A 22,072-nucleotide genomic window follows, 5' to 3' on the forward strand; every position below is an offset into this window, starting at 1 on the left:
GCCCCGCTTCCAGCCCTGAAAGGAGCGTCAGGCGGCCTCGCGCGACGACGTCGCGTCGCGCGGGGGTTCCTGGCCGCTCGATAACGCCGGCTTCGGCGCGCGGGAGAACGCCATCGTGCCATCGTCGACCTTGCCGAAGCGCAGCATGAACAGATCCAGCGCGTAGTTCTGGTACAGCCGCCACGGATGCTTCGAGCCCTGCTTCGGCATCACGTCGAGCGCCCGCAGGACATAGCCCGACGAGAAGTCGAGCAGCGGCAGCTCCTCGACCGAGGGGTCGCGGCGCGGCATGCAGGTCGTCTCGCCGTGCCGCGCCATGTGGTTGAGCAGCCGGCAGACGTATTCGCAGGTGAGGTCCGCCTTCAGAGTCCACGACGCGTTGGTGTAGCCGAACGAGTAGGCGAGATTCGGCACGTCGCTGAACATCATGCCCTTGTAGCTGAGGCTCTTCGCCAGGTCGCGCCGCTCGCCATCGATGCTGAACACGACATCGCTCAGGAGCTGCAACTTGAGCCCCGTGGCGGTCACGATGATGTCCGCCTCCAGTTCCTGGCCGGAGGCGAGCTGGATGCCCTTCTCCGTGAACGTCTCGATGTGATCGGTGACCACCGAGGCGCGGCCCTGCTTGATGGCGTCGAACAGGTCGGCGTCGGGGACCATGCAGAACGCGCTGGTCCCACGGCTTGTAGCTCGGCGTGAAGTGCGCGACGTCGTGGCCGGGACCGAGCTGCGCGCGCACCTGGTCGACGAGGAACGCCTTCACCCGCTCGGGCATCTTCCGCGCCAGCTTGTAGAAGAACATGCTGAGCAGCACGTTCTTCCACCGGGTGATCCCATAGGCGAGCATCGACGGCAGGATGCGGCGCAACCCATTGGCGAGCCGATCCTCGGCCGGGCGCGAGACGACATAGGTCGGCGAGCGCTGCAGCATGGTGACGTGCGCGGCCATCTTCGCCATCTCGGGCACGAGGGTGACGGCGGTCGCGCCGCTGCCGATCACCACGACGCGCTTGTTCGCGTAGTCCAGCTTCTCCGGCCAGAACTGCGGATGGATGAGGGTGCCCTGGAAGCGCGCCTCACCGGGGAACTCGGGCCGGTAGCCCTCGGCGTAGTTGTAGTACCCGCTGCACATCAGCAGGAAGTTGCAGGTGAAGCGGACGAGCTCCTTGTCGGGCCCGCGCTCGGCCTCGACCGTCCAGCGAGCGTGCTCGGAGGACCAGGAAGCCCGTTTGACGTGGTGGCGGAAGCGGATGTGCCGGTCGATCCCATACTCGCTCGCCGTCTCCCGCACGTAGCGCAGGATGGACGGCCCGTCGGCGATCGCCTTCGGATCGGTCCACGGCCGGAACGAGTAGCCCAGCGTGTACATGTCCGAGTCCGAGCGGATGCCCGGATAGCGGAACAGATCCCACGTCCCGCCGATCGCCTCGCGCCCCTCGAGGAGCACGTAGGTCCTGCCCGGACAGTTGGCCTGCAGGTGATACGCCGCGCCGATGCCGGACAGGCCCGCGCCGACGATGAGCACGTCGTGGTGCTCCACCGGGGTTTCCGGCCTCGCGGCCGAGCTGCCAGAGGCGTGTTCGACGTGTGCCGCCCGGTCAGTCATGGATGCGCTCTCCCGTGCACCGAAGTCATGGACATAATTGACACCGCACGTTGTCAATTTGCATCTGACAATTGTTCATGTCAATAGGAGCAACATGCCCCCCTCCCCCGTGGCCAACCGGCGCTACCGCGGCTCCTCCGCAGAGGAGCGGCGAGCCCAGCGGCGCGAGCAGTTCCTCCGGGCGGCCATCCAGGTCTACGGCGAGCAGGGCTATCGCAACGCGACCGTGAAGGCCGTCTGCGAGGCGGCCGGGCTGACCGAGCGCTACTTCTACGAGTCGTTCTCCAACAGTGAGGAACTGCTCGTGGCTTCGTTCCAGGCCGTGATGCACTTCCTCCTCGGCGAGCTGGAGAAGGCGGTGGCCGGGGCCCCGGACGGACCCATCGAGCGGGCCCGCGCGATGCTCAGCGCCTATTACGAGGCGCTCAAGGCCCATCCCCAGTCGGCGCGGGTGTTCCTCGTGGAGATCTCGGGCGTCAGTCCCGCGGTCGACCAGGCCCTCGAAGCGTCCCTGCGTGCACTCGGGGACCTGCTCGCGCGGACGATCGACCCCCAGGGGGAAAGCCGCGCGGCGGCCGAACCGCTGCTGCGCGCGGGCGTGATGGGCGGTGTCATCCACATCGCCTTGAGTTGGATCGCCAGCGGCTACTCGCAACCGATTCACGAGGTGGTCGACGCCGCCATGCGCCTGTGCCTCGTGCTCAGGGGCCAGGGCTGGACCGCCGGAGCGTGAAGATTTCCTGGACGGCTTCTATCCATCTTGGTGTCAGCTCTGCGCGTGTCGTGCGCCAATGCACGAAGAGGAGAAGCCATGAGATTCCTGAAGCCCCACGCTGAACGCATCTATGCCCTGTTCCGGATCATGAGCGGATTCATGTTCTCGCTGCACGGGATGCAGAAACTCTTCGGCATGTTCGGTGGCACGCCTCCCGGGGCGCCTCCGTTCATCGTCTACGGCGCCGGAGGTATCGAGTTCGTGTGCGGTGTGCTCATCCTGATCGGGCTGTTCGCCGGACCCGCGGCCTTCCTGGCGAGCGGCACCATGGCGGTCGCCTTCTTCATGGGACACGTGTTTCCCGCCGGGAACATCCTCCCCATCGTGAACAATGGCGAGCTCGCCGCGCTCTACTGCTTCGTGTTCCTCTACATCTCCGTGCACGGCTCGGGCATCTGGAGCGTCGATGCCGCGCGCCGGGGCGCGAAGAGATAGAAGGAGGGCTTTGGGTACTTCTTGCTCTGGGGGTAGGCTCAGCCGCTGAGTGCGGATGGAACGCGGAGGGGACGTTACCGCGGCGCACGGCCCCTCGCGGCATGTGACTCCCAGCGCCTGAGGACCTCGAAATGACTGCAACCCGTTGGTTGGGACTGGCCACGCTGACCCTGCTGTTCGCCACGAGCGCCCTGGCCCAGGCGCCGAGCGCGGTGGGGCGCTGGACCACCATTGACGACGAGACGAAGAAGCCCAAGTCCGTCATCGTCATCTACGAAGAGGGCGGCAAGCTCTTCGGGAAGATCGAGAAGCTCTTCCGCGAGCCCAACGAGGAGCAGAATCCGGCCTGCGACAAGTGCGAGGGGGCGCTGAAGAACCAGCCCATCACGGGGATGGTCATCCTGCGCGACCTCAAGAAGGACGGCAATGAGTGGTCGGGCGGCACGATCCTCGATCCGGCCAATGGCAAGACCTACAAGTGCAAGATCGCCGTCGAGGACGGCGGCAAGAAGCTGAAGGTCCGCGGCTTCATCGGCATCGCACTGATTGGGCGCACCCAGCACTGGGTCCGCGCCGAGTAGGTGGACCGGACCGCTCCGCGACGGACGTGACCACGTTGTCACGCAACCCGGCCGTCGGGGAGCGGTACGCCGCGGACCCGCTGGTCTGGCACGGGCCGTTCAAGCGCACCACGATCGCGTGCCGGCAAGCGTCCCATGAGGAGGTCCGGATGACAGACATGCCGACACCTGACAGTGAAGCAACACGGGCACCCGCCGCTCCCCGCTCCTTCTTCAGCAGAAGGGGCGTGCGCATCGCCGCACTCGGCCTCCTCGCGCTGCTGGTGTTCGCCGCCGCGCCCGCTCTCTACTGGAAGATCTGGCCGGCCGGGCGAGGTGTGGGCAGGGAGTGCGAGCTCACCAGCGGCGTCCGCGCCGTGTGTGGGCTCAACAAGCCAGAAGACCTGCTGCGCCTCGGGGACAGTGACTGGGTCATCACGGGCAACATGGGCAACGACGACTGGGCCTCGGGCGGCTTCTACGCCGTCAGGATCGGCGACAAGGCTTTCCGCGCCATCACACCCGAGCTCTCGCGTCCGGCCGCGCCGGCCTACCCCGGCTGCCCCGGTGCACCCGATCCGAAGCTCCTCTCCGCGCACGGGATTGCCCTCCGTGCCCGCGCCCAGGGTGAGCACACGCTCTACGCCGTCAACCACGGCGGCCGCGAGTCGATCGAGGTATTCGACGTCCGGGTTTCAACCGAGGGGCCCGAGCTGACCTGGACCGGCTGCATCGTGCTGCCCGCGGAGCATGAAGCCAACTCCGTCGCCCCCCTCCCGGACGGCGGCATCGTCGTCACCATTCCGCACCTTCCGTCTTCGTCGCAGGGTGCGGTGTTGCGGTGGGGGCCTGGAGGCGGTTGGACGGAAGTTCCGGGTACCCGCTTTCAAGGAGACAACGGCATCCTCGTGTCGCCGGACGGCACGCGCCTGTACGTGAACGAGTACTTCAACAACAAGGTGCACGAGGTCCCCCTCGGTGGAGCCGCCACGCCCCCCCGGTCCGTCGAACTTGGCTTCCATCCAGACAACATCCGGTTCGCGCCCGACGGCGCCATCCTCGCGACAGGGCACCCGAATTACCTCGCCGTCGTGGGCCTGTGTGGATTCGTCCTGAAGTGCGGCATTGGGACGGAGGTGGCCCGCATCGATCCGGCCACCTTCCAGGCGGCCACGCTCTTCAAGCGAGGCGCCAACGAGACCTTCAGTGCGGGCACGAGCGCCATCGTCGTCGGTGACGAGCTCTGGATCGGCTCCTTTGTCTCTCGCTCGCTCCTGATCGTGCCGCTCACCCAGAGGCCTTGATCAGGGCCCTCCCCGGCGGGCCGTGCCGGCTGAGGGCGGCGGAGCCGGAGCACGCGCCCATCAGTCAGGACGCAGAGGACGTCCCGCCCGGTGCGGCCCCCGCTCGCCGTCACGCAACGCGAGCGCCCCATTGACGAGCACCGCGCGGATCCCCGTGGCATACGCGAAGGGCTGGGGATAGGTGGCCTGGTCCGCGACGCGGTCCGGGTCGAACACCACGACGTCCGCCGCCATCCCGGGGGCGAGCAGTCCGCGATCCTTCAGCCGCGCGCGCGCGGCGGGGAAGCCCGACAGCTTGTGGATGGCCTGCTCGAGCGTCAGCACCTTCTTTTCACGCACGTACACGCCGAGCACCCGGGGGAAGGTCCCGAGCGAGCGCGGATGCGGGTGGCCGCGGCGCGCGGCCCCCTCCAGCGCCACGGCGGAGCCATCGCTCGCCGCCATCCAGAGCGGGTGCGAGATGATGCGCACGAGGTTGTCCTCGCTCATGGCGAAGCCGACCATGCCCACGTTACCGCGGCTGCGCTGGAGCAGACCGACGGCTGTCTCATAGGGAGAGGTGCCGAGTGCCGCGGCATAACCGCCGAGCCGCTGACCCTCCGCGGCCCGGTCCGCCGCATGGGCCACCGCGGACACCATCACGTTGTCCCAGCCGCCGATGCTCTCCACCTTCGCCATCGCGGCGGACCGCAGGCGCTCTCCCATCACCGGATCCGAGAGACGCGCGAGAAAGGCCTCCGCGCCACCGTCCCGGCTCCAGGCGGGAAAGAGATTGGTCAGGTTGGTCTGGTACGCCGCGTAGGGGTAGCGGTCGAAGGAGAGATCGACACGCTCCACCGTGCGCGCGCGCTCCAGCCGCGCGAAGACCTGATCGAGCTTGCTCCAGTTCCTGGGGCCTTGCGTCTTCAGGTGGGAGATGTGGAGCGGGCAGCCCGCGCCCCGCGCGACGGCAATCGCCTCGTCGATGGATTCGAGGAGCCGCTCGTCCTCGTTGCGCATGTGCGTCGCGTAGACGAGCCCGCGTGCACCAAGCGGACGGCAGAGGGCGATGAGTTCCTCGAGGGATGCGAAGGCCCCGGGCGTGTACTCGAGCCCGGAGGACGCACCGCATGCCCCTTCTGCGAGCGCGGCCTCGACGAGGGCCACCATCCTGGCCAACTCCTCGGGCGTGGCAGGACGGTCCTCCTCCCCGATGACCGATTCCCGGACCGTTCCGAGCCCGACCATGCTCGCGACGTTGACGGCGGGCGAGAGGCGCTCGACGGCCTCGAAGAAGGCGCCCATGCTCCCGAAGAAGCGCTCCGAGCCACCTCCCGCCACGGATGGCGCCGGAGCACGCAGGCGGGGCGCTCGCGAGAACCCATCCTGCCCGGCGACGACGGTCGTCACGCCCTGGCGGAGGACGGACTCGGCATTCGGGTCGTCGAACAGGGTGCCATCCGCATGGGAGTGCAGGTCGATGAAACCGGGTGCAACGGCGAGCCCGCGCGCATCGATCAGGGTGCGCGCCGCGGCTCCCGCCAGCGTACCGATGGCGACGATGCGCCCTCCCGCGATGCCAACGTCCGCGGCCATGCCTGGAGCGCCCGTGCCGTCATAGACAGTGCCGCCCTGGACCAGGACGTCGTAGGTTTGACCCGCCCCGGGCCTCTGTCCGCGTCCCGCGCATCCGAGTGCGCTCGCGCCGGCCAGTGCGAACGCCGAGCCGAGCACAGTGCGGCGTGTCAGGGGAGCGGATGCAGCGGAGGCGGCCAGGCGGTGAATCGTGGGATGGGAGGGAGCCATGGGCACTCTATAGCCCGGAGCCGTCCGGTCGGTGCGCCAACCCTCGCATCACCGCTCCGTGCTACGCCACGGGCTTCCTTCTGAGACGCGACAGGTGCTCCTCGCCGCTCTCCACGAAGCGCCGCGCCAACTCGGACTGGCCCTCCGCGCCGTGCTCCAGCAGGTACGCCAGCTCCGAGGGTAGCAGCGCCTTGACGGTGACGAGCTTCACCTCCCCATACGGAGCGGAGAAGTGACTCGGCAGCGTGCGTGACTCCACGCCCAGCAGCACGGCCACCCTGCCCTCCTCGGTGACGAGGGACTTGGGCATGCCCTTTCCGGACACCTCCATGGAGAAGAGGCCCGCCTTCACGCTCTCGCGCACGTGCTCGTGCTCGGCGACTTCATCCGCCACACGGTCCAGCAGCATCAGGGGCCAGCCCTTGGAGATGTCCTTCACGGCCGCGTCCACTTCCAGGGCGAGTTCCAGACCGAAGCCCACGGAGGGCTCCAGGCGCTCGATGAACGGGTCCGAGAGTCCGTGCGTGACAAGCAGCGTACGCCCTGACTCGCGGCGGATGACGCTCCAGAGCTGCCGCTGGCCCGGCCACGAGCCGCTCATGGCGATGGGCATGAAGACGTCCTTGTCCAGCGAGCCGAGGGTGCGCCAAGCCGTTTCACGAGCGGTGGCCGCCGTCTCCAGCAGCTCGCGGATCTTCCGGTTCCTCGTGCGCTCGTCCGCGCTGATGGTGCTGGGGCCGGTGACCTCCTTGAACTTCGACCCCGTCGCGCCCAGTTCCTCAAGGGCCTCCTTGATGGCCTCGGAAACGATGATGGCGACCTTCCATCCCCAGGTACGAAACACCTGGGCATCGCCCACCTTCGTGGGGTCGATCCGCATGCCGATCACGGACCGGTACCCTCCGAGTTGGTCCGGCAGACCATGCTCCGGTGTCACGTAGCGCACTTCGTCGGAAGCCTCGTCGTCGATGCACTTCACGACGCGCGTGATGTTGAGGAGGACATACGGCTCGCTCTGCCCGCTCACCTCCACCGGAATGAGCTGCACATCACCGGGGGCCAGCTTGGCGAACACAGCGGCTACCCTGGCATGGACCACGGGGATGGTCGCCCCTGACACGAAAGAGAAGTCGAGCGCGCTCCCAGGAGCATAGAGGGGAATGCGAATGAGCCCCTCGAGGTGCGCGGGCTCGCCCCGCTCAAAGAGCCAGGTACGAAGCTCTTGATTCCCCTCATCCAGGGGGTTTCCCAGTGCCCACCGGTTCGGGATGTAAACGTCTTCGAACAAGTCGAAATACCGCTTCGCCATGAAGAACTCCTAGGGCGAGGCCCCACGGGTCAGCAGCCTGTGGAGCAAGCTGCCCGTATCGGAGATTTCCGCAGCCAACTCACGGAGTGCTTTCTTCAATGCTACGGCACATGCCTGTTGATTGGGGCAGTTCTCCGTCGCCGTCTTCAGGTGACGAAAAACGGCTTGATGGTACTCCTCGGGATGAGGACCTCTGTGCCCAAGCAGTGAAACCGTATTCGCCGGGTCCTTCATCGACATGCCCGCCTTGTCGAAGATCGGCTTGAATGCCTTCGTCCAGGGACCGCCGCGCAAGGTGGACTTCTCGTTCTCGATGGTGGCGATGTGGTGGAGTTCCGGCTTCTTCTTCGAGGGAGCTGTACGTGCCGGAGTTCCCGCCGGAGAGCCCCTCGCGGCCATGCTCACGACGTTGGCGGGCAGGACGACACTGAAGGTGCCCTCGGCCACGGCGACCTTCACCTTGTCCGCTTGTTGCGCGGCCGTCAGCACGTCTCGGATGCCGGCATGAGATTTGAGCGCATCGGCGGCTTTCGCGAAGCCCGGTAGCGTCGGGGCCTTGGACACGAGCGCCGCCGTTTCCCCTACTGCCGCCGTGCCCAGCAGGAGGAGAATCCGCACGCTGTTGGGCCCGATGACCTTGCCGAAGCGGTCACCCGCCTCACGCAGCTCCGCGAACGTGCTGGCCTCCGCCGCCTCCTCCCACAGCCGGAACCAGGCCCGCACCAGCTCGAAGAACTCCCAGCCCAGGTAGCCCCACATGAGCAGGGCCAGTGCAGCGGCCACGCCTTTAGAGACGGGCTCGGGTGCCGCCACCAAAGCCATGTATCCGATGATGGTGAGGCTCAGCGTCGTCCACAGCTGCGTCGTGGAGAACATGCCGCGCAGCTCCGCGTCCCGCGCCTCCAGCGCCGCATTCACGGAGAGCGCCAGGGCGAGGTCTCGCTTGTCCTCGCCATCCAGACCCGGTCCGTCCTTGAACAGCTTGAGGCAGTCGCCCGGCGTGCCTTGCCGCTCGCAGAAGCCCCCGTAGGACCGCGCCAGGGGCGTGCGCCACGCCTCGCCCGTAAGTGGGACGGAGGCCAGTGCCAGCTTCCGATGGAGGTAGAGCGGAAAACCGGAGCTGGCCACCCGCAACGGCATGTTCAGCACCAGGGTGGTGAGGGCCGCGTTGAGTTCGACGTCGCTGACCTGCACGGCCCCGAATCGGGTGGGCTGGGCGAGGCGAACCACCTCGTCCGAGCCCTCCACCTCCGCTTCAGCCGTGGATGAACGCGTGTGAGGCACGCCCGTGGCGCACGCGGCATGCAGGAAGAGGATGATGAGGGCCCAAGCACCCAGCCAAGGGCGCTGCCGCGTGCCTGCCGAGCACGGACCCACAAAACGGGTGGACACACCGCACCTCCGAGGCCAGGGACCGACCCCAGGATGACAGAGGGGCTCGGCAGGTACGAAAGGAAGCGGGAGACGCTGGCGCCCGGAAAAGAGAACGGGCCGCCAGGTTTTTACCTGGCGACCCGTTCATGGAGCCGACATCCGGATTTGAACCGGAGACCTACTGATTACGAATGAGTGGTGCCCTCTCGGGTCGCCATCGCAACCAGCCAGAATCACTGAGGAAATCGGCCTGTTTTGGCCCTGCTTGGCCGCTAGTGGCGGCTCGAATTACCCAACACTGGCGGGTCGGAAGCGGCTTTCCAGGTGGGCTCACGGGCGAGAACCCAACCCACGCCTCCCCCGTTGCACGGGGGTCTCCATGCGCGTCCGGCGCCGCTACCTTCGGGGGCCGAGCACGATGATGGCCATTCCCATCATAGCGACGAGTGCTCCGACAATGTCCCAAGTCGTGGGCCGTTCTCCTTCGACGAGCCACAGCCAGATGAGCGCCACGGCGATGTACACACCTCCGTAAGCCGCGTAGGTACGGGCGGCTCCGGTGGGATGCAGCGTCAGGAGCCACGCGAAGACGGCGAGGCTCACAGCCGCGGGGACGAGCAGCAGCGCGGACCTGCCCTCGCGCAGCCACAGGTAGGGCAGGTAGCAACCGATCACCTCGGCCAGAGCCGTCAGGACGAAGAGTCCGAAGGCGCGCAGCAGCAGCACTGTACTGTACCTCTCAGGAGAGCGAGGGGGGCGACAGACTCCTGGTACTACAAGGCCAAGGGCTCGCGATAGAACGGTCAGGCCCTCGGGAAGGTCATGACCCATCCGCTACTCCGTGATCTCACGCGCATCATCGGCCCGAGCGTGGCCGCCCTGCTCTGCCTGGTGCTGCTGCCGGGCTGCCGGACCGAGCCACCTCCGAGCTACGTCCGGCTCGATGGAGCCGCTCCCGCGCTCGAGAGCGTGCCCACCTCCCATGCACTGCTCGTGGTCTTCTGGGCCTCCTGGTGCCCACCCTGCCGGGAGGAGACGCCTGGGCTGCTCGAGCTGGCGGAGAAACCACCCGAGGGGCTGCGCGTCATCGTCTTCAGTCATGACGCGCACATGCAGGACGTGGAAGCCTTCCTGGGGGGACCGCCCGCCCCCGGGCTCCACCTGCGCCTGGACGAGGGCCACGCGGTTGCCCGCTCGTTTGGCGTGGACACGCTCCCGGCGAGCATCCTGGTGGTCGACGGGCGCTTGGTGGCCCGCTTCTCCGGCCCTCGTGACTGGAATTCCCAGGCCATGCGCCGCCTTCTGGAGAGGTTGAGCCGGGAGCATCCCCCCCGTGCGCCCGCTCCCGCGCATTGACTCTCCGCCGGGTCCCCAGTAAGCCCTGACGACCGATGCAGCTCCTCCTGCGCATCCTTGCCATCCTGCTCGTGCTGACGACCGGGGGCGTCTTCCAGACGCTCGCCTTCGCCAGCGAGGGGGCCGTGACGTGCGAGGACGAAGAGGAGACGGGAGAGCAGTGCGCGGACTGCGCACTCGACTGCGCGATGTGCCTGTGCTGCCCGCTCCGGGCGGCCCCGAGCATGCCGATGGTGGAGGCGCCGGTCCCGGTCCCCATCCATGAACCGGTGCAGTCGATCATTCACGAGTCGGTTCCCTCCGGCGTGAGCGCGGACATCTTCCAGCCACCGAGAGCCTGAGACCGTCCTTCTAGGGAGACGTGTGTCCAGAGCCCCGTCGCGGGCGCTGCCGACGCACGCGAGTCCTCGCTCAATCCTGTGTCCCCTCACCTCCCCGCGCATGCCGCGCGGGGCTTGCACCGTCGTCGCGGGCCTCTCGGGGCCTTCGCGACTGGAGTTCCATCCATGCGTTCGCTGCGTTCCCTGTCCGTGGTGCTGTCCCTCCTGTTCGTCCCCACCCTCCCCGCCCTGGCCGAGGAGGCCCCGCCGAAGCAGGCCCCCAAGGCCGAGGCTGAAAAGCCCAGATGCGAGGAGCACGGCGTGCAGAAGTCCCTCTGCACCCGCTGCAACCCCAAGCTGGCGGCCGTCTACAAGGCCAAGGGTGACTGGTGTGCCGAGCACGAGCGGCCCGAGTCCCAGTGCGCCATCTGCCACCCGGAGGCTCGCCAAGAAGGGAGTGAAGTAGATGCTGCCCGCCCGCATCGGCCCGATGGCCCTGGCGGCCTTCCTCGTGATGGGAGTGCTCGCCTGCTCGAAGGACGGCAGGCCCACCGCGACGGAGCAGTCCGCCTCGAAGTCGGCCGATGCGGGCGACCCCTCCGCGCCGGGCACTGAAGCCGCCCAGGCGGTGAAGCTGTGCGAGCACGGCGTGCCCGCGGAGCTGTGCACGAAGTGCAACCCCGACCTCATCGACGTCTTCAAGGCACAGGACGACTGGTGCGAGGAGCACGGGTTGCCCGAGTCCCACTGCCGCCAGTGCAATCCGGGCCTCACCTTCACCGCGCAGGCCACCACCCCGAAGGACTGGAGCAAGGAGCACGCGGTCCCCGAGTCCAAGTGCACCAAATGCAACCCGAAGCTGGTGGCCAGGTTCATCGAGGCCGGCGACTACTGCCGCGAGCACGGCTTCCCGGAGTCTGTCTGTCCGTACTGCCACCCGGAGCTGGTGAAGGCGGCCGGAGCGGAGCCTCCCGTCTTCCCCCCGCCCGACATGCGCGTTCGGCTGGCCTCGGCGGAGACGGCCCGTGAGGCCGGCATCCAGACGCAGCGCGTGGAGAAGAAGCGCTTTGCCCGCACCCTGGACGTGGTGGGCCAGCTCGACTTCAACCAGAACCGGCTCGCACAACTGTCCGCACGCAGTGATGCCCTCGTCATCGAAGCACACGTGGACGTGGGCGACGAGGTGAAGACGGGCCAGCCCCTGGTGGCCGTCGCTTCCGCCGCCGTGGGAGAGGACCAGGGACGGCTCTCCGCGGCCCAGGCCCGGCTCGAGGCCGCACGCGCCGCGCTCGCCCGACAGCAGGCGCTCGTTGAGCGCGGCATCAGCCCCCGCAAGAACCTGGAACAGGCACAGGCCGAGGCAGCGGCGGCCGAAGGCGAGCGGGATGCGGCCCGTGCCTCGCTGGCGGCCGCGGGAGCGTCCACCGGAACCCAGCAGGGTTCCTATCTGTTGAAGGCCCCTTTCAGCGGCACGGTGGTGGCCCGAGATGCCGTCCCAGGCCGCAATGTGGCCGCCGGGCAGGTGCTCATTCAAATCGCGGACCTGTCCATCCTCTGGGCGCAGCTCGAGATTCCCGAAGCGGACGCTGGCGTGGTGCGCGCGGGCCAGCGGGTCACGCTCACCTTCGAGGGAGTGCCAGGTGAAGCCCGGGAGGCGACCCTGACGCGCGTGGGGGCCTCCGTGGACCCGGCCACCCGGACCGTGCGAGCCCGCGTGGAGCTGCCCAACCCGGACCGCACCCTCAAGGCGGGCCTCTTCCTGCGGGCCAAGGTGCAGGTGGCCGCCGAGCATGAAGCGCTCATGGTGCCCCGCGAGGCCATCCAGCGCGCCGAGGGCCGCACGCTCGTCTTCGTGAAGAAGGAAGCCGGCCTCTACGAGCCCATCGCGGTGGAGCTGGGCGCGGGCACCCGGGAGGAGGTGGAGGTGGTGAAGGGCCTGGCTCCCGGCGTGGAGGTCGTCACCACGGGAGCCTTCCTGCTCAAGACGGAAATCCTCAAGGACTCCATCGGCGCGGGCTGCTGCGAGGAAGGCGAATAGCCACCATGCTGACCCGCATCATCGACTGGTCACTCAAACACCGCGGAGCGGTGCTGCTGCTCACCCTGGCCCTCATCGTCTCTGGCCTCCTGGCCTTCCGGGCGCTGCCACTGGACGCCTTCCCGGACACCACGCCCGCCCAGGTGCAGGTGAATGCCGTTGCCCCGGCCCTCACCCCCGTGGAGGTGGAGCGGCAGCTCACCATCCCCATCGAGCAGGCACTGGCGGGCCTGCCTCACCTGGCGGAGATGCGCTCCATCTCCAAGTTCGGCCTGTCCCAGGTGACGCTCCAATTCAGCGACGGCACGGACCTGTGGTTCGCCCGCCAGCAGGTGGCCGAGCGGCTGGGCCGGGTGGAGGTGCCCGTGGGCATCGCTCATCCCACCCTCGGGCCGGTGGCCACGGGCTTGGGCGAGGTCTTCCACTACCTCGTCAAAAGCAGGACGAAGAGCCTGGAGGAGCTGCGCACGCTGCATGATTGGACCATCGCGCCGCAGCTCCGCAGCGTGCCGGGCGTGGCCGAGATCAACGCCTGGGGCGGGGCGGAGAAGCAGTGGCATGTGGTGGTGGAACCCCGGCGGCTCCAGCAGTTCAACCTCTCGCTGGGGGACGTGTACCGCGCCCTGGAGGCCAACAACGCCAACGTGGGCGGCGGTGTGGTGGAGCGCGGTGGAGGGGCCAGCCTCGTCCTCGGCGTGGGCGTGCTGGAGGACGGCAAGGCAGTGGAGGAGGTCGTCATCGCCGCACGCAACGGCGTGCCGGTGCGCGTGCGGGATGTGGCCCGGGTGGAGGTGGGCAGCGAGATCCGCCGCGGAGCCACGACCGCGGATGGAGAGGGAGAGGTCGTGCTGGGCCTGGGCTTCATGCTCATGGGAGAGAACTCCCACGTCGTGACGCAGGCCCTGGCCCAGCGCCTCGAGGAGGTGAAGAAGAGCCTGCCCGGGGACGTCCAGGTCGAGGTCGTCTACGAGCGCACGGAGCTGGTGGACCTGGTCCTGCGCACGGTACGGACCAACCTCCTGGAGGGCGCGCTGCTCGTCATCGCCGTCCTCTTCATCTTCCTGGGCAACTGGCGGGCGGGCCTCATCGTCGCGGCGGCCATACCGCTGTCCCTGCTGTTCGCCTTCAACGCGATGCTGCGCTTCGGAATCGCTGGCACCCTCATGTCCCTGGGAGCCATCGACTTCGGCCTCGTGGTGGACTCCTCCGTCATCCTCGTGGAGAACGCGGAGCGGCGGCTGGCCAAGGTGAAGGAGGGGCGCAGCATCCTGGAGGTGGTGCGGGACGCCGCCGTGGAGGTCCGCAAACCCACCCTCTTCGGCGAGCTCATCATCATGGTGGTGTACCTGCCCATCCTCGCCCTGGAGGGGGTGGAGGGGAAGCTCTTCCGCCCCATGGCGCTCACCGTCATCTCCGCCCTGCTCGGAAGCGCCCTGCTGTCCATGACGCTCATGCCGGTGCTGGCCTCCTTCGCGCTGCGCAAGGGGGGCGCAACGCACCGCGAGCCACGCCTCGTCCGCTTCCTCTTGCGCGTCTACCGCCCGGCCCTGGATTGGGCCCTCACCCACGCCAGGGCCGTCCTCGTGGGCGCGAGCCTGCTGGTGGTGGGGACCGGCGTCGCCGCCACCTGGCTCGGCAGCGAGTTCGTCCCGCGCCTGTCCGAGGGCACCATCGTCATCAACACCGTGCGGCTGGCCGAGGTATCTCTCACCGAGTCGCTGCGCTACGGGGGACAGCTCGAGAAGGTGCTCCTCGCCAGGTTCCCCGACGAGGTGAAGCGGGTGTGGACGCGCACCGGGACGGCGGAGGTGGCCACCGACCCCATGGGCATCGAGCTGTCCGACGTGTTCGTCACCCTCAAGCCCCGGGAGGCGTGGAAGCGCGCCAGCACGCAGGAGGAGCTGGTGGCGGAGATGAAGGCGGAGCTGGCGGACCTGCCCGGCATGAGGATGGCCTTCCTCCAGCCGATTGAAATGCGCGTGAACGAGATGATTGCCGGCGTGCGCAGTGACGTGGGCATCAAGCTCTTCGGGGATGACCTGGACGTGCTCAAGGCCAAGGCCCGGGAGATGGAGGCCCTCGTGCGCGCCATCCCCGGTGCCGCGGATGTGACGGTGGAGCAGGTGACGGGACAGCCCGTGCTGGAGGTGGCGGTGGACAGGGCGGCCATCGCCCGCTACGGCATTCCCGCCCGGGACGTGCTGGACGTGGTGGCCGCCGTGGGCACGCACATCGTGGGCGAGGTGCGGGAGGGAGAGCGCCGGTTTGACCTGGCCGTGCGCCTCACCGAGGAGTACCGGGAGGACCCGGCGAAGCTCGCCACGGTGCTCGTGGCCGCCCCCAGCGGCGAGCGGGTTCCCCTGGGGCGGCTCGCCACCATCCGCGAGGTGTCAGGGCCCACCACCATCCAGCGCGAATGGGGCAAGCGCCGCGTCGTCATCCAGGCCAACGTCCGCGGGCGCGACCTGGGCAGCTTCGTTGACGAGGTCCGCCGGACGCTGGGCGAGAAGGTGGAGCTGCCGGCCGGGTACTACCTCCGGTTCGGTGGGCAGTTCGAGAACCTGGAGCGGGCACGGGAGCGGCTGCTCATCGTGGTGCCCATCGCCCTCGCGCTCATCTTCACCCTGCTGTACCTCACCTACCGGCGGGTGCTGGATGCGCTGCGCGTCTTCGCGGGCGTGCCGTTCGCCATGGTGGGCGGAGTGCTGGCACTGCTGGTGCGGGGCCTGCCCTTCTCCATCTCGGCCGCCGTGGGCTTCATCGCCCTCTCGGGCGTGTCGGTGCTGGGGGACATGGTGCTGGTCTCCCGCGTGCGGCAGCTCCTCCACCGGGGCCAGGCGCTGAAGGAAGCCCTCCGCGAAGCGGCCCACTCGCGGCTGCGGCCGGTGCTGATGACGGCCGCCGTGGCCGCCATCGGGTTCCTCCCCATGGCCCTCAACACGGGCGTGGGCGCGGAGGTCCAGCGGCCCCTGGCCACCGTCGTCATCGGTGGCGTCCTCTCCTCCACCGTCCTGACGCTGCTGGTGCTGCCGGTGCTGTATTCGGTCTTCGGCGCGGGGAGCGGCACCACCCGGACGCAGGAGGGAGCGCACGCAAGCGGGCCCGAGTCCGGCCCCGACGAAGAAGAAAAGGAGCCGGCCCATGCCGCTGTCTGACCGCAGCCCTTCCCTCTGGCCGGCCCTGATGGGGCTCGTGCTGCTCGTGGCGGTGCCCGCCAGGGGCCAGGAGCGCACCGTCACGTTGGACGAAGCGGTGCGACTGGCGCTGGAGAACCACCCGGAGGTGCGCTCGGCTCAGGCCGAGGTCGCGGCGGCGGATGCCCGGCTGTCCGAGGCCAGCCTCCTTCTGCGCAACAACCCCGAGCTGGAAGCGGCCCTCGGCCCCCGCCAGCGCGGCGGCACCAGCACGTTGGAGTACGGCGTGTCGCTCACCCAGCCCGTGGAGATAGGCGGGCAGCGTGGAGCCCGGCGCGATGAGGCCCAGGCGCTGCGCAGCGCCACCGAGGCGCGGCTGGAGCTGCGACGGGTCCAGCTCGCGGCGGAGGTGCGCGAGGCGTTCGGCCGGGGGCTGGCCACCGCGGAGCAGGTGAAGCTCGCCGCCGAAGCAGCGGAGCTGGCGGGACAGGCCCTCCAGGCCGCCGAGGAGCGTTACCGCACGGGGGATGCGTCGCTCATCGAGGTGAACACGGCGCGCGTGGAGCTGGGCCGTGCCCGCCGCGAGCGGCTGGCGGCCCAGAACCGGCATGGGGTCGCGACGGGGGCCTTGAAGCTGCTCCTGGCCCTGGAGGCCGGCGAGCCCCTCACCGTGCAGGGCACGCTGGAGCCCACCGAGGCTCGGCCTACGGCTGAGGTGCAGACGTGGCTGTCCCGTGCTCGAAGCAACCGGGCGGATCTGCTGGTGGCGCGTGAGGAGCTGCGTGCCGCGGAGGCAGCGCAGAGACTCGCTGGCCGTGAGGTCATTCCCACCCCGAGACTTGGCGCAAGCTACAACCGCGAGGAGGACGCCCATATCGTCCAGGGCACCCTGGGCCTCTCGCTCCCGCTCTTCAACCGCAACCAGGCCGAGCGTGGAGCCACCCGCGCCCGCGTCACCCAGGCGCAGCTCGCGCTGGAGGCGCTGGAGCGGCGCGTCACGCAGGAGGTGCAACTCGCAGCGGCCCGCTACCGGGTTGCCCGTGAAGCATGGGAAGCCTTCACCGGAGGAGTCCTCCAGGCGGCCCGGGAGAATGCGGAGCTGGCCACCGAGGGCTACCGAGCCGGGCAACTCGACTTCCTGCAACTGCTGCTCATCCGCCGTGAGGCGCTGGAGGCCCGCCGGGGCTACATCGAGGCACTGGAAGAGCTGAACGCCGCCGAGGCGGAGCTGGAGCGCGTGGTGGGCGGCGGCCTGCCCACCTCCGCCGGGAAGGGAGTGGAGCCGTGAGCATGGAGCCGCAGGTCCTGGACGTGCTGGTGGCGCAGCGGCAACGCTTCCTCGCCTTCCTCACCCCTCGCGTGGGCAGCCCGGGTGAAGCCGAGGAGGTGCTCCAGGCGGCTTTCGTGCGGGGCCTGGAGAAGGGCGAGGGGCTGCACGACGCGGAGCGCGCGGTGTGCGGGTGCGTGGCGGAGCTGGCCGGTACACTCAAGCCCGAGTACACGGCCATCGTGCGCCGGGTGGACCTGGAGGGGGTCAGCGTGTCCACCTTCGCCCAGGAAGCGGGCCTCACGCCCAACAACGCGGCGGTGCGGCTGCATCGAGCGCGGCAGGCCCTGGGCCGGCGGCTCAGAGAGTCGCTCGGCGTGTGGTCCACCCCGGCCTCCATCCGCTGGGTGGGCTGGGGAGTGGCAGGCGGCGCCCTGCTCGTCACCATGGTGGCCCAGGCGCAGATGGGCACCTCCTGGCGCATCGGCATCGACCGGGAGCGCACGGAACTGGTGACGGGGGGCCTGTTCGCCGTGGTCCGCAACCCCATCTTTACCGACATGCTGCTGGTGGTGACGGGCATCGCCCTGGTGACGCCGAGCGCGTGGACGGTGATGGCGTGGGCCGACTACGTGCTGCTGGTGTCCCTCCAAGTGCGGCTGGAAGAGGAGCACCTGATGCGCCTTCATGGAGAGGCCTACCGGGCCTATGCGTCACGGGTGGGCCGCTTCCTTCCCGGCGTGGGCCGACTCCCCGCGCGGTTCCAGGCTGGAGGGGTAACCCATGCTTGAAGCGCATCCGCTGCCAGAAGGACGCCCGCTTCTCCTCCGCCGGGCGCTGGCCCTCACGGGGCTGACGGTGGGGTGGAACGTGGTGGAGGGCGTGGTGGCCGTGACCGCTGCGCTGGCCGCGGGCAGCGTGGCCCTCCTGGGGTTCGGGGTGGACAGCTTCGTGGAGAGCACCTCGGGCGGTGTCATGCTGTGGCGGCTGCTCGCGGAGCGCCATGCCAGGAACACCGAGGCGGTGGAGCGGCTGGACAGGCGAGCCCACCAGCTCATCGGCCTCTCGCTGTTCCTCCTGGCCGGGTTCATCGCCGTGGACGCCGTGACAACACTTCGAGGCAGCGAGGAGGTGAAGCCGTCGCTGGTGGGCATCCTGCTCACCTCGCTGTCCCTGGGGGTCATGGTATGGCTGGCGCGAGCGAAGCGGTGCACGGCCGTGGCCCTCGGCAGCCGAGCCATGGAGGCCGACGCCTTCCAGACGACGGCGTGCTGGTGGCTGTCCCTCATCACCCTGGTGGGCATCGGCCTCAACGCCGCCTTCGGCTGGTGGTGGGCCGACCCGGTCGCCGCCCTGGGAATGACCTTCTTCCTGGTGAAGGAGGGCCGCGAGGCGTGGCGCGGTGAGGACTGCTGTGCTTGACGGACGAGCTTCTCGAAGAGGAACACAGCCCAGGTAGCCCCACATGAGCAGGGCCAGCGCGGCCCCAGGATGGCAGAGGGGCTCGACAGGCACGGAAGAAGGCCGGAGACGCCAGCGCGCAAAAAGAGAACGGGCCGCCAGACTCTCGCCTGGCGACCCGTTCATGGAGCCGACATCCGGATTTGAACCGGAGACCTACTGATTACGAATCAGTTGCTCTACCGACTGAGCTATGTCGGCACAACCACAGCGCTTTTCGGCGTCACCGAAAGATGGGCGCGAAGTAACACGCTGCTCCAACCAGGGCAAGCACTTCTTTCATCCCCCCCGTCAAGCCCCCTCCCCCTCCGCGCCCAGCCCGGGAGCGCACGCAGGCGAGCACCCGGTGTGTGAATGACACGCCGCGTTGGCTAACTACCTGAAAGAACTAAAAGTTTGGATTCCAACAAGCCTGCCCGGCGGTTGACCTCATGGGGGCGGCTATGCGCATAAGGGCCTCGCCTTTACTCAACAATCGCCTATCCCCAAGGAGCGATTTTCACATGGCCAGCGAAGAGAATTTCATGCGCGCCCCGGCCCCGACGCCCAAGCGCACCGTCTACACGGAGGCGATGGAGATCTTCCATCGCGCCGCCGATCTCATCGGCCTCGACAAGCGCGTGCGGCTCGAGCTCGAGGAGCCCGACTACGAGCACATCTTCTACGTCACCGCGAAGCTGAAGGACCGCCTCGTGCCGCTCGCCCCCGAGCAGGCGCGTGACTTCGCCAGCCTCTCCGTCACCCAGGTCCGCAACCCCGAGGGTCTCGAGCGCCTGGCCGACGGGAAGATCATCCTCAACGGCCGCGCCCTGCTGGGCTCGGACGTGAACATCAGCCGCGGCCACCTGCGCCTGCCGGACGGCAACGTCTACCAGCTCGTCCCCGGCGAGTCCCAGCGCTTCAAGGCCTACCGCGTGCAGCACAACCAGGCCCGCGGCCCCTACAAGGGCGGCATCCGCTATCACCGCGAGGTCTCCCTGGATCTCTTCAAGGCGCTCGCCGCCGAGATGACCTGGAAGACCGCCATCTCCGAGGTTCCGTTCGGCGGTGGCAAGGGTGGCATCCAGATCGACCCGCGCTCGTACGGCCGCGAGGAGCTGGAGAACATCACCCTGCGCTTCATGTACAGGCTCAAGAGCCTGATCGGCCCCAACATCGACATCCCCGCACCCGACGTGGGGACCAACGGGGACATCATGGCGCTCATGTACCGCCAGTACTCGGACGGCGAGCGCGAGCGGCACAACCTGCGCGGCATCGTCACCGGCAAGGACGTGCGCATCGGCGGCTCCGAGGGCCGTGCGGCCGCCACCGGCCAGGGCGTGGCCTTCTGCATCGAGGACTACTTCGCCGAGAAGGGTGAGACCCTCAAGGGCAAGACCTTCATCCTCCAGGGCTTCGGCAACGTGGGCAGCCACGGCGCCGCCATCCTCCAGAAGATGGGCGCCCGCCTCCTCGCGGTGAACGACGCCGACGGCACCCTCTTCAACGGCGACGGCATCGACGTGCCCGCGCTCATCGCCCACGTCAACGATCCGAAGAACCTGCGCCGCAGCGTGCTCGGGTTCCCCGGCGCCCAGAAGATCGAGAAGAAGGACTTCTGGGAGGTCCCGGCCGACATCTGCTTCCCCGCCGCCCTGGGTGGAGAGATCACCGCCGACGTCGCCGAGCGCCTCAAGGTCAAGCTGATCGCCGAGGGCGCCAACGGCCCCACCACCCCCGAGGCCGATCGCGTCCTGCAGAAGCGCGGCATCGACATGATCCCCGACATCATCGCCAACGCCGGCGGCGTGACGGTGAGCTACTACGAGTGGATCCAGAACAAGCGCATGGAGCGCTGGAGCGAGGCCGAGGTCAACCAGCGCCTCGAGCACGCGATGAAGCGCAACTACCGCATCATCCGCGACATCTCCCGCAACCAGGCCCGCCGCTCGGACACGCACGACAGCCGTCCGTTCTGCATCGGCAAGGAAGTGGATCCCCGCTGCGCCGCGATGATCCTCGCGCTCAAGCGCATCGAGGCCCACTACCTCCTCGAGGGTTTCTCGCAGTAATCCCCTCCCCCTGAAGCACGAAGGGCACGGTCGCTCCTGGCGGCCGTGCCCTTTCGCTTTTCCATCCCCCGGCGCTTCTCAGTGCATGACCCGCTCGCGCGCCACCAGCAGCAGCGGCTGATCCTCCGCCACCTCGTAGGCCACCACCCGCAGGCCCACGCCGCGGCTGTTGCCCTCGCGCCCGTCCTTGCGCCCGTACGCCAGCGCCACCTGGTAGCGCACCTCGCACAGGCACGTCATCTCCGTGCCGTCCTCGCCCGCGAACGTCACCTTCACCCGCTCGCCCAGCGAGAGCTGCTCCCGCGTCTCCACGAACATGCCCTGCGCGCTGATGTTGCGGCCGATGCCCCGGCTCAGCCCCCCCTCCGTCGAGAGGTAGATGGTGAAAACCTTGTCGAAACGCAGGTGGGTACGCCGCTCTCGAACCTGGGCCTGTGGTGCCATCCGGTGCCTCTGGGTAGGGGGGAAGGTGGGACAGAAACTACATGGTGCGGACATGTAGTCAAAATCTCCACCATCCCATACCGCCACATACCGAGACGTACCGTCACGTACCCATCTCCGGGGTGCCCGGAGGCGCCGGGCGGTGGCACTCTCCCCCTCCCTTCTTCTTGGAGTAGCCCCCCGTGAAACGACTCTTCCTGACCGCCCTGCTGCTGTTGCCCACCCTCGCCCTGGCGGACGTGGACGCGCGCTTCGCGCAACTGAGGGATCAGGCCGAGGCCCTGGGCAGCCTCACGACGTTCCTGGACAAGTACATCGGCGAGTGCGCCGGCTTGTTCGCCGGCCCGTCCTGCCGCAGGGACGCCGAGGCATTCCGCGGGAAGTACGGCGGCCGGAAGCTCTACATGATCGTCCGCGAGGAGGTGGCGACCATGCTCAGCCCCGGCCCGTACCAGCCCCGCAGCGGCAACTACACCATCCAGGTCATCCCCTCCTTCCCGGGTGGCGCCTACGTCCTCACCCAGGGCACACCCACGCAGACGGACTCGGCGGGCAACCCGCTGCTGCCCCTCATCCGCATCACCGGCACCACCCCCGAGGGCTGGGCCGCCACCGACTTCCTGCGCCTCTTCTCCGCCCGGCAGATCCGGGTGCAGGTCGTCTTCACGCCACAGGGGGTGTGGACGCTCCCGCGCAAGAGCGGCGGAAAGGCCCAGGGGGTGGCGGCGCGCGTGGAGGCCATCCGCCTCACGGACGCGCGCACGGGCGAGCCGCTCGGCCTGTGGTTCGCCGAGGGGGCCGCCGCCGGGACAGGCGCCAGGAAGGGCAAGAAGAAGTAGGCCCCGGAGGG

Annotated in this window: 19 protein-coding genes, 2 tRNA genes and 1 pseudogene; 13 read left to right on the plus strand and 9 right to left on the minus strand. The window is 68.6% G+C overall.

Features of this window, described 5'->3' with window-relative positions; all coding sequences use genetic code 11:
* Positions 1-27: 27 nt before the first annotated feature.
* On the minus strand, positions 28-660 hold the full coding sequence (locus ACN28I_RS09620) for a hypothetical protein (RefSeq protein ID WP_420948880.1): 633 nt from the start codon (positions 658-660) through the stop codon (positions 28-30).
* 265 nt (positions 661-925) lie between these two features.
* Positions 926-1,606: pseudogene (locus ACN28I_RS09625) on the minus strand (flavin-containing monooxygenase); the annotation flags it as partial.
* Positions 1,607-1,700: 94 nt separating this feature from the next.
* Here ACN28I_RS09625 and ACN28I_RS09630 point away from each other — a divergent pair.
* The 4 genes from ACN28I_RS09630 to ACN28I_RS09645 all read left to right on the plus strand — a co-directional run bounded on the left by ACN28I_RS09630 (position 1,701) and on the right by ACN28I_RS09645 (position 4,680).
* Positions 1,701-2,339 (plus strand): TetR/AcrR family transcriptional regulator, encoded by a 639-nt coding sequence (locus ACN28I_RS09630; protein WP_420941774.1) that lies wholly within the window; start codon positions 1,701-1,703, stop codon positions 2,337-2,339.
* Between the two features lie 78 nt (positions 2,340-2,417).
* Positions 2,418-2,816 carry a DoxX family protein gene (locus tag ACN28I_RS09635; protein WP_420941775.1) on the plus strand — a complete coding sequence of 133 codons (399 nt, stop codon included), beginning with the start codon at positions 2,418-2,420 and terminating at the stop codon, positions 2,814-2,816.
* A 131-nt stretch (positions 2,817-2,947) separates the two neighbouring features.
* Positions 2,948-3,397: a DUF2147 domain-containing protein gene (locus tag ACN28I_RS09640; protein ID WP_420941776.1), complete on the plus strand. Its 450-nt coding sequence runs from the start codon at positions 2,948-2,950 to the stop codon at positions 3,395-3,397.
* Positions 3,398-3,555: 158 nt separating this feature from the next.
* Positions 3,556-4,680, plus strand: a complete 1,125-nt coding sequence (locus ACN28I_RS09645) for an SMP-30/gluconolactonase/LRE family protein (protein WP_420941777.1) — start codon at positions 3,556-3,558, stop codon at positions 4,678-4,680.
* A gap of 60 nt (positions 4,681-4,740) precedes the next feature.
* On the opposite strand, the gene ACN28I_RS09650 is transcribed toward ACN28I_RS09645, so the two are convergent.
* From ACN28I_RS09650 to ACN28I_RS09670, 5 genes are all read right to left on the minus strand, one after another.
* Positions 4,741-6,255, minus strand: coding sequence for an N-acyl-D-amino-acid deacylase family protein (locus ACN28I_RS09650; RefSeq protein ID WP_420941778.1), 1,515 nt, complete (start codon positions 6,253-6,255; stop codon positions 4,741-4,743).
* 271 nt (positions 6,256-6,526) lie between these two features.
* Positions 6,527-7,774, minus strand: coding sequence for an imm11 family protein (locus ACN28I_RS09655; RefSeq protein ID WP_420941779.1), 1,248 nt, complete (start codon positions 7,772-7,774; stop codon positions 6,527-6,529).
* Positions 7,775-7,783: 9 nt separating this feature from the next.
* On the minus strand, positions 7,784-9,004 hold the full coding sequence (locus ACN28I_RS09660; RefSeq protein WP_420941780.1) for an AHH domain-containing protein: 1,221 nt from the start codon (positions 9,002-9,004) through the stop codon (positions 7,784-7,786).
* A 291-nt stretch (positions 9,005-9,295) separates the two neighbouring features.
* Positions 9,296-9,398: transfer RNA gene (locus ACN28I_RS09665), tRNA-Thr, on the minus strand.
* Positions 9,399-9,544: 146 nt separating this feature from the next.
* Positions 9,545-9,874, minus strand: coding sequence for a YnfA family protein (locus ACN28I_RS09670; protein WP_420941781.1), 330 nt, complete (start codon positions 9,872-9,874; stop codon positions 9,545-9,547).
* Between the two features lie 96 nt (positions 9,875-9,970).
* Here ACN28I_RS09670 and ACN28I_RS09675 point away from each other — a divergent pair, with 96 nt between their 5' ends.
* The 7 genes from ACN28I_RS09675 to ACN28I_RS09705 all read left to right on the plus strand — a co-directional run bounded on the left by ACN28I_RS09675 (position 9,971) and on the right by ACN28I_RS09705 (position 18,685).
* Positions 9,971-10,504, plus strand: coding sequence for a TlpA family protein disulfide reductase (locus ACN28I_RS09675; protein ID WP_420941782.1), 534 nt, complete (start codon positions 9,971-9,973; stop codon positions 10,502-10,504).
* Between the two features lie 35 nt (positions 10,505-10,539).
* Positions 10,540-10,845, plus strand: a complete 306-nt coding sequence (locus tag ACN28I_RS09680; RefSeq protein ID WP_420941783.1) for a hypothetical protein — start codon at positions 10,540-10,542, stop codon at positions 10,843-10,845.
* A gap of 445 nt (positions 10,846-11,290) precedes the next feature.
* Positions 11,291-12,862, plus strand: coding sequence for an efflux RND transporter periplasmic adaptor subunit (locus tag ACN28I_RS09685; protein ID WP_420941784.1), 1,572 nt, complete (start codon positions 11,291-11,293; stop codon positions 12,860-12,862).
* A gap of 5 nt (positions 12,863-12,867) precedes the next feature.
* On the plus strand, positions 12,868-16,017 hold the full coding sequence (locus ACN28I_RS09690; RefSeq protein ID WP_420941785.1) for an efflux RND transporter permease subunit: 3,150 nt from the start codon (positions 12,868-12,870) through the stop codon (positions 16,015-16,017).
* Positions 16,004-17,284, plus strand: coding sequence for a TolC family protein (locus tag ACN28I_RS09695; RefSeq protein ID WP_420941786.1), 1,281 nt, complete (start codon positions 16,004-16,006; stop codon positions 17,282-17,284). Before ACN28I_RS09690 ends, ACN28I_RS09695 begins: the two co-directional genes overlap by 14 nt.
* Before the next feature lie 2 nt (positions 17,285-17,286).
* Positions 17,287-18,054 (plus strand): methyltransferase, encoded by a 768-nt coding sequence (locus ACN28I_RS09700; protein ID WP_420941787.1) that lies wholly within the window; start codon positions 17,287-17,289, stop codon positions 18,052-18,054.
* Positions 18,047-18,685, plus strand: a complete 639-nt coding sequence (locus tag ACN28I_RS09705; RefSeq protein ID WP_420941788.1) for a cation diffusion facilitator family transporter — start codon at positions 18,047-18,049, stop codon at positions 18,683-18,685. Before ACN28I_RS09700 ends, ACN28I_RS09705 begins: the two co-directional genes overlap by 8 nt.
* Before the next feature lie 164 nt (positions 18,686-18,849).
* Here the strand turns inward: ACN28I_RS09705 and ACN28I_RS09710 are convergent.
* A tRNA-Thr gene (locus ACN28I_RS09710) sits at positions 18,850-18,925 on the minus strand.
* A gap of 302 nt (positions 18,926-19,227) precedes the next feature.
* Here ACN28I_RS09710 and ACN28I_RS09715 point away from each other — a divergent pair.
* Positions 19,228-20,778, plus strand: a complete 1,551-nt coding sequence (locus ACN28I_RS09715) for a Glu/Leu/Phe/Val family dehydrogenase (RefSeq protein WP_420941789.1) — start codon at positions 19,228-19,230, stop codon at positions 20,776-20,778.
* A 78-nt stretch (positions 20,779-20,856) separates the two neighbouring features.
* On the opposite strand, the gene ACN28I_RS09720 is transcribed toward ACN28I_RS09715, so the two are convergent.
* The gene (locus ACN28I_RS09720) at positions 20,857-21,222 is read right to left on the minus strand and encodes a PilZ domain-containing protein (RefSeq protein WP_420941790.1); all 366 of its coding nucleotides are present in this window, start codon (positions 21,220-21,222) and stop codon (positions 20,857-20,859) included.
* Positions 21,223-21,404: 182 nt separating this feature from the next.
* On the opposite strand from ACN28I_RS09720, the gene ACN28I_RS09725 reads away from it, so the two are divergent.
* The gene (locus ACN28I_RS09725) at positions 21,405-22,061 is read left to right on the plus strand and encodes a DUF6066 family protein (protein WP_420941791.1); all 657 of its coding nucleotides are present in this window, start codon (positions 21,405-21,407) and stop codon (positions 22,059-22,061) included.
* Positions 22,062-22,072 lie beyond the last annotated feature (11 nt).

The sequence above is a fragment of the Archangium gephyra genome (assembly GCF_049060025.1).
In the GTDB taxonomy this organism is placed as follows: Bacteria; Myxococcota; Myxococcia; order Myxococcales; family Myxococcaceae; genus Archangium; species Archangium gephyra_A.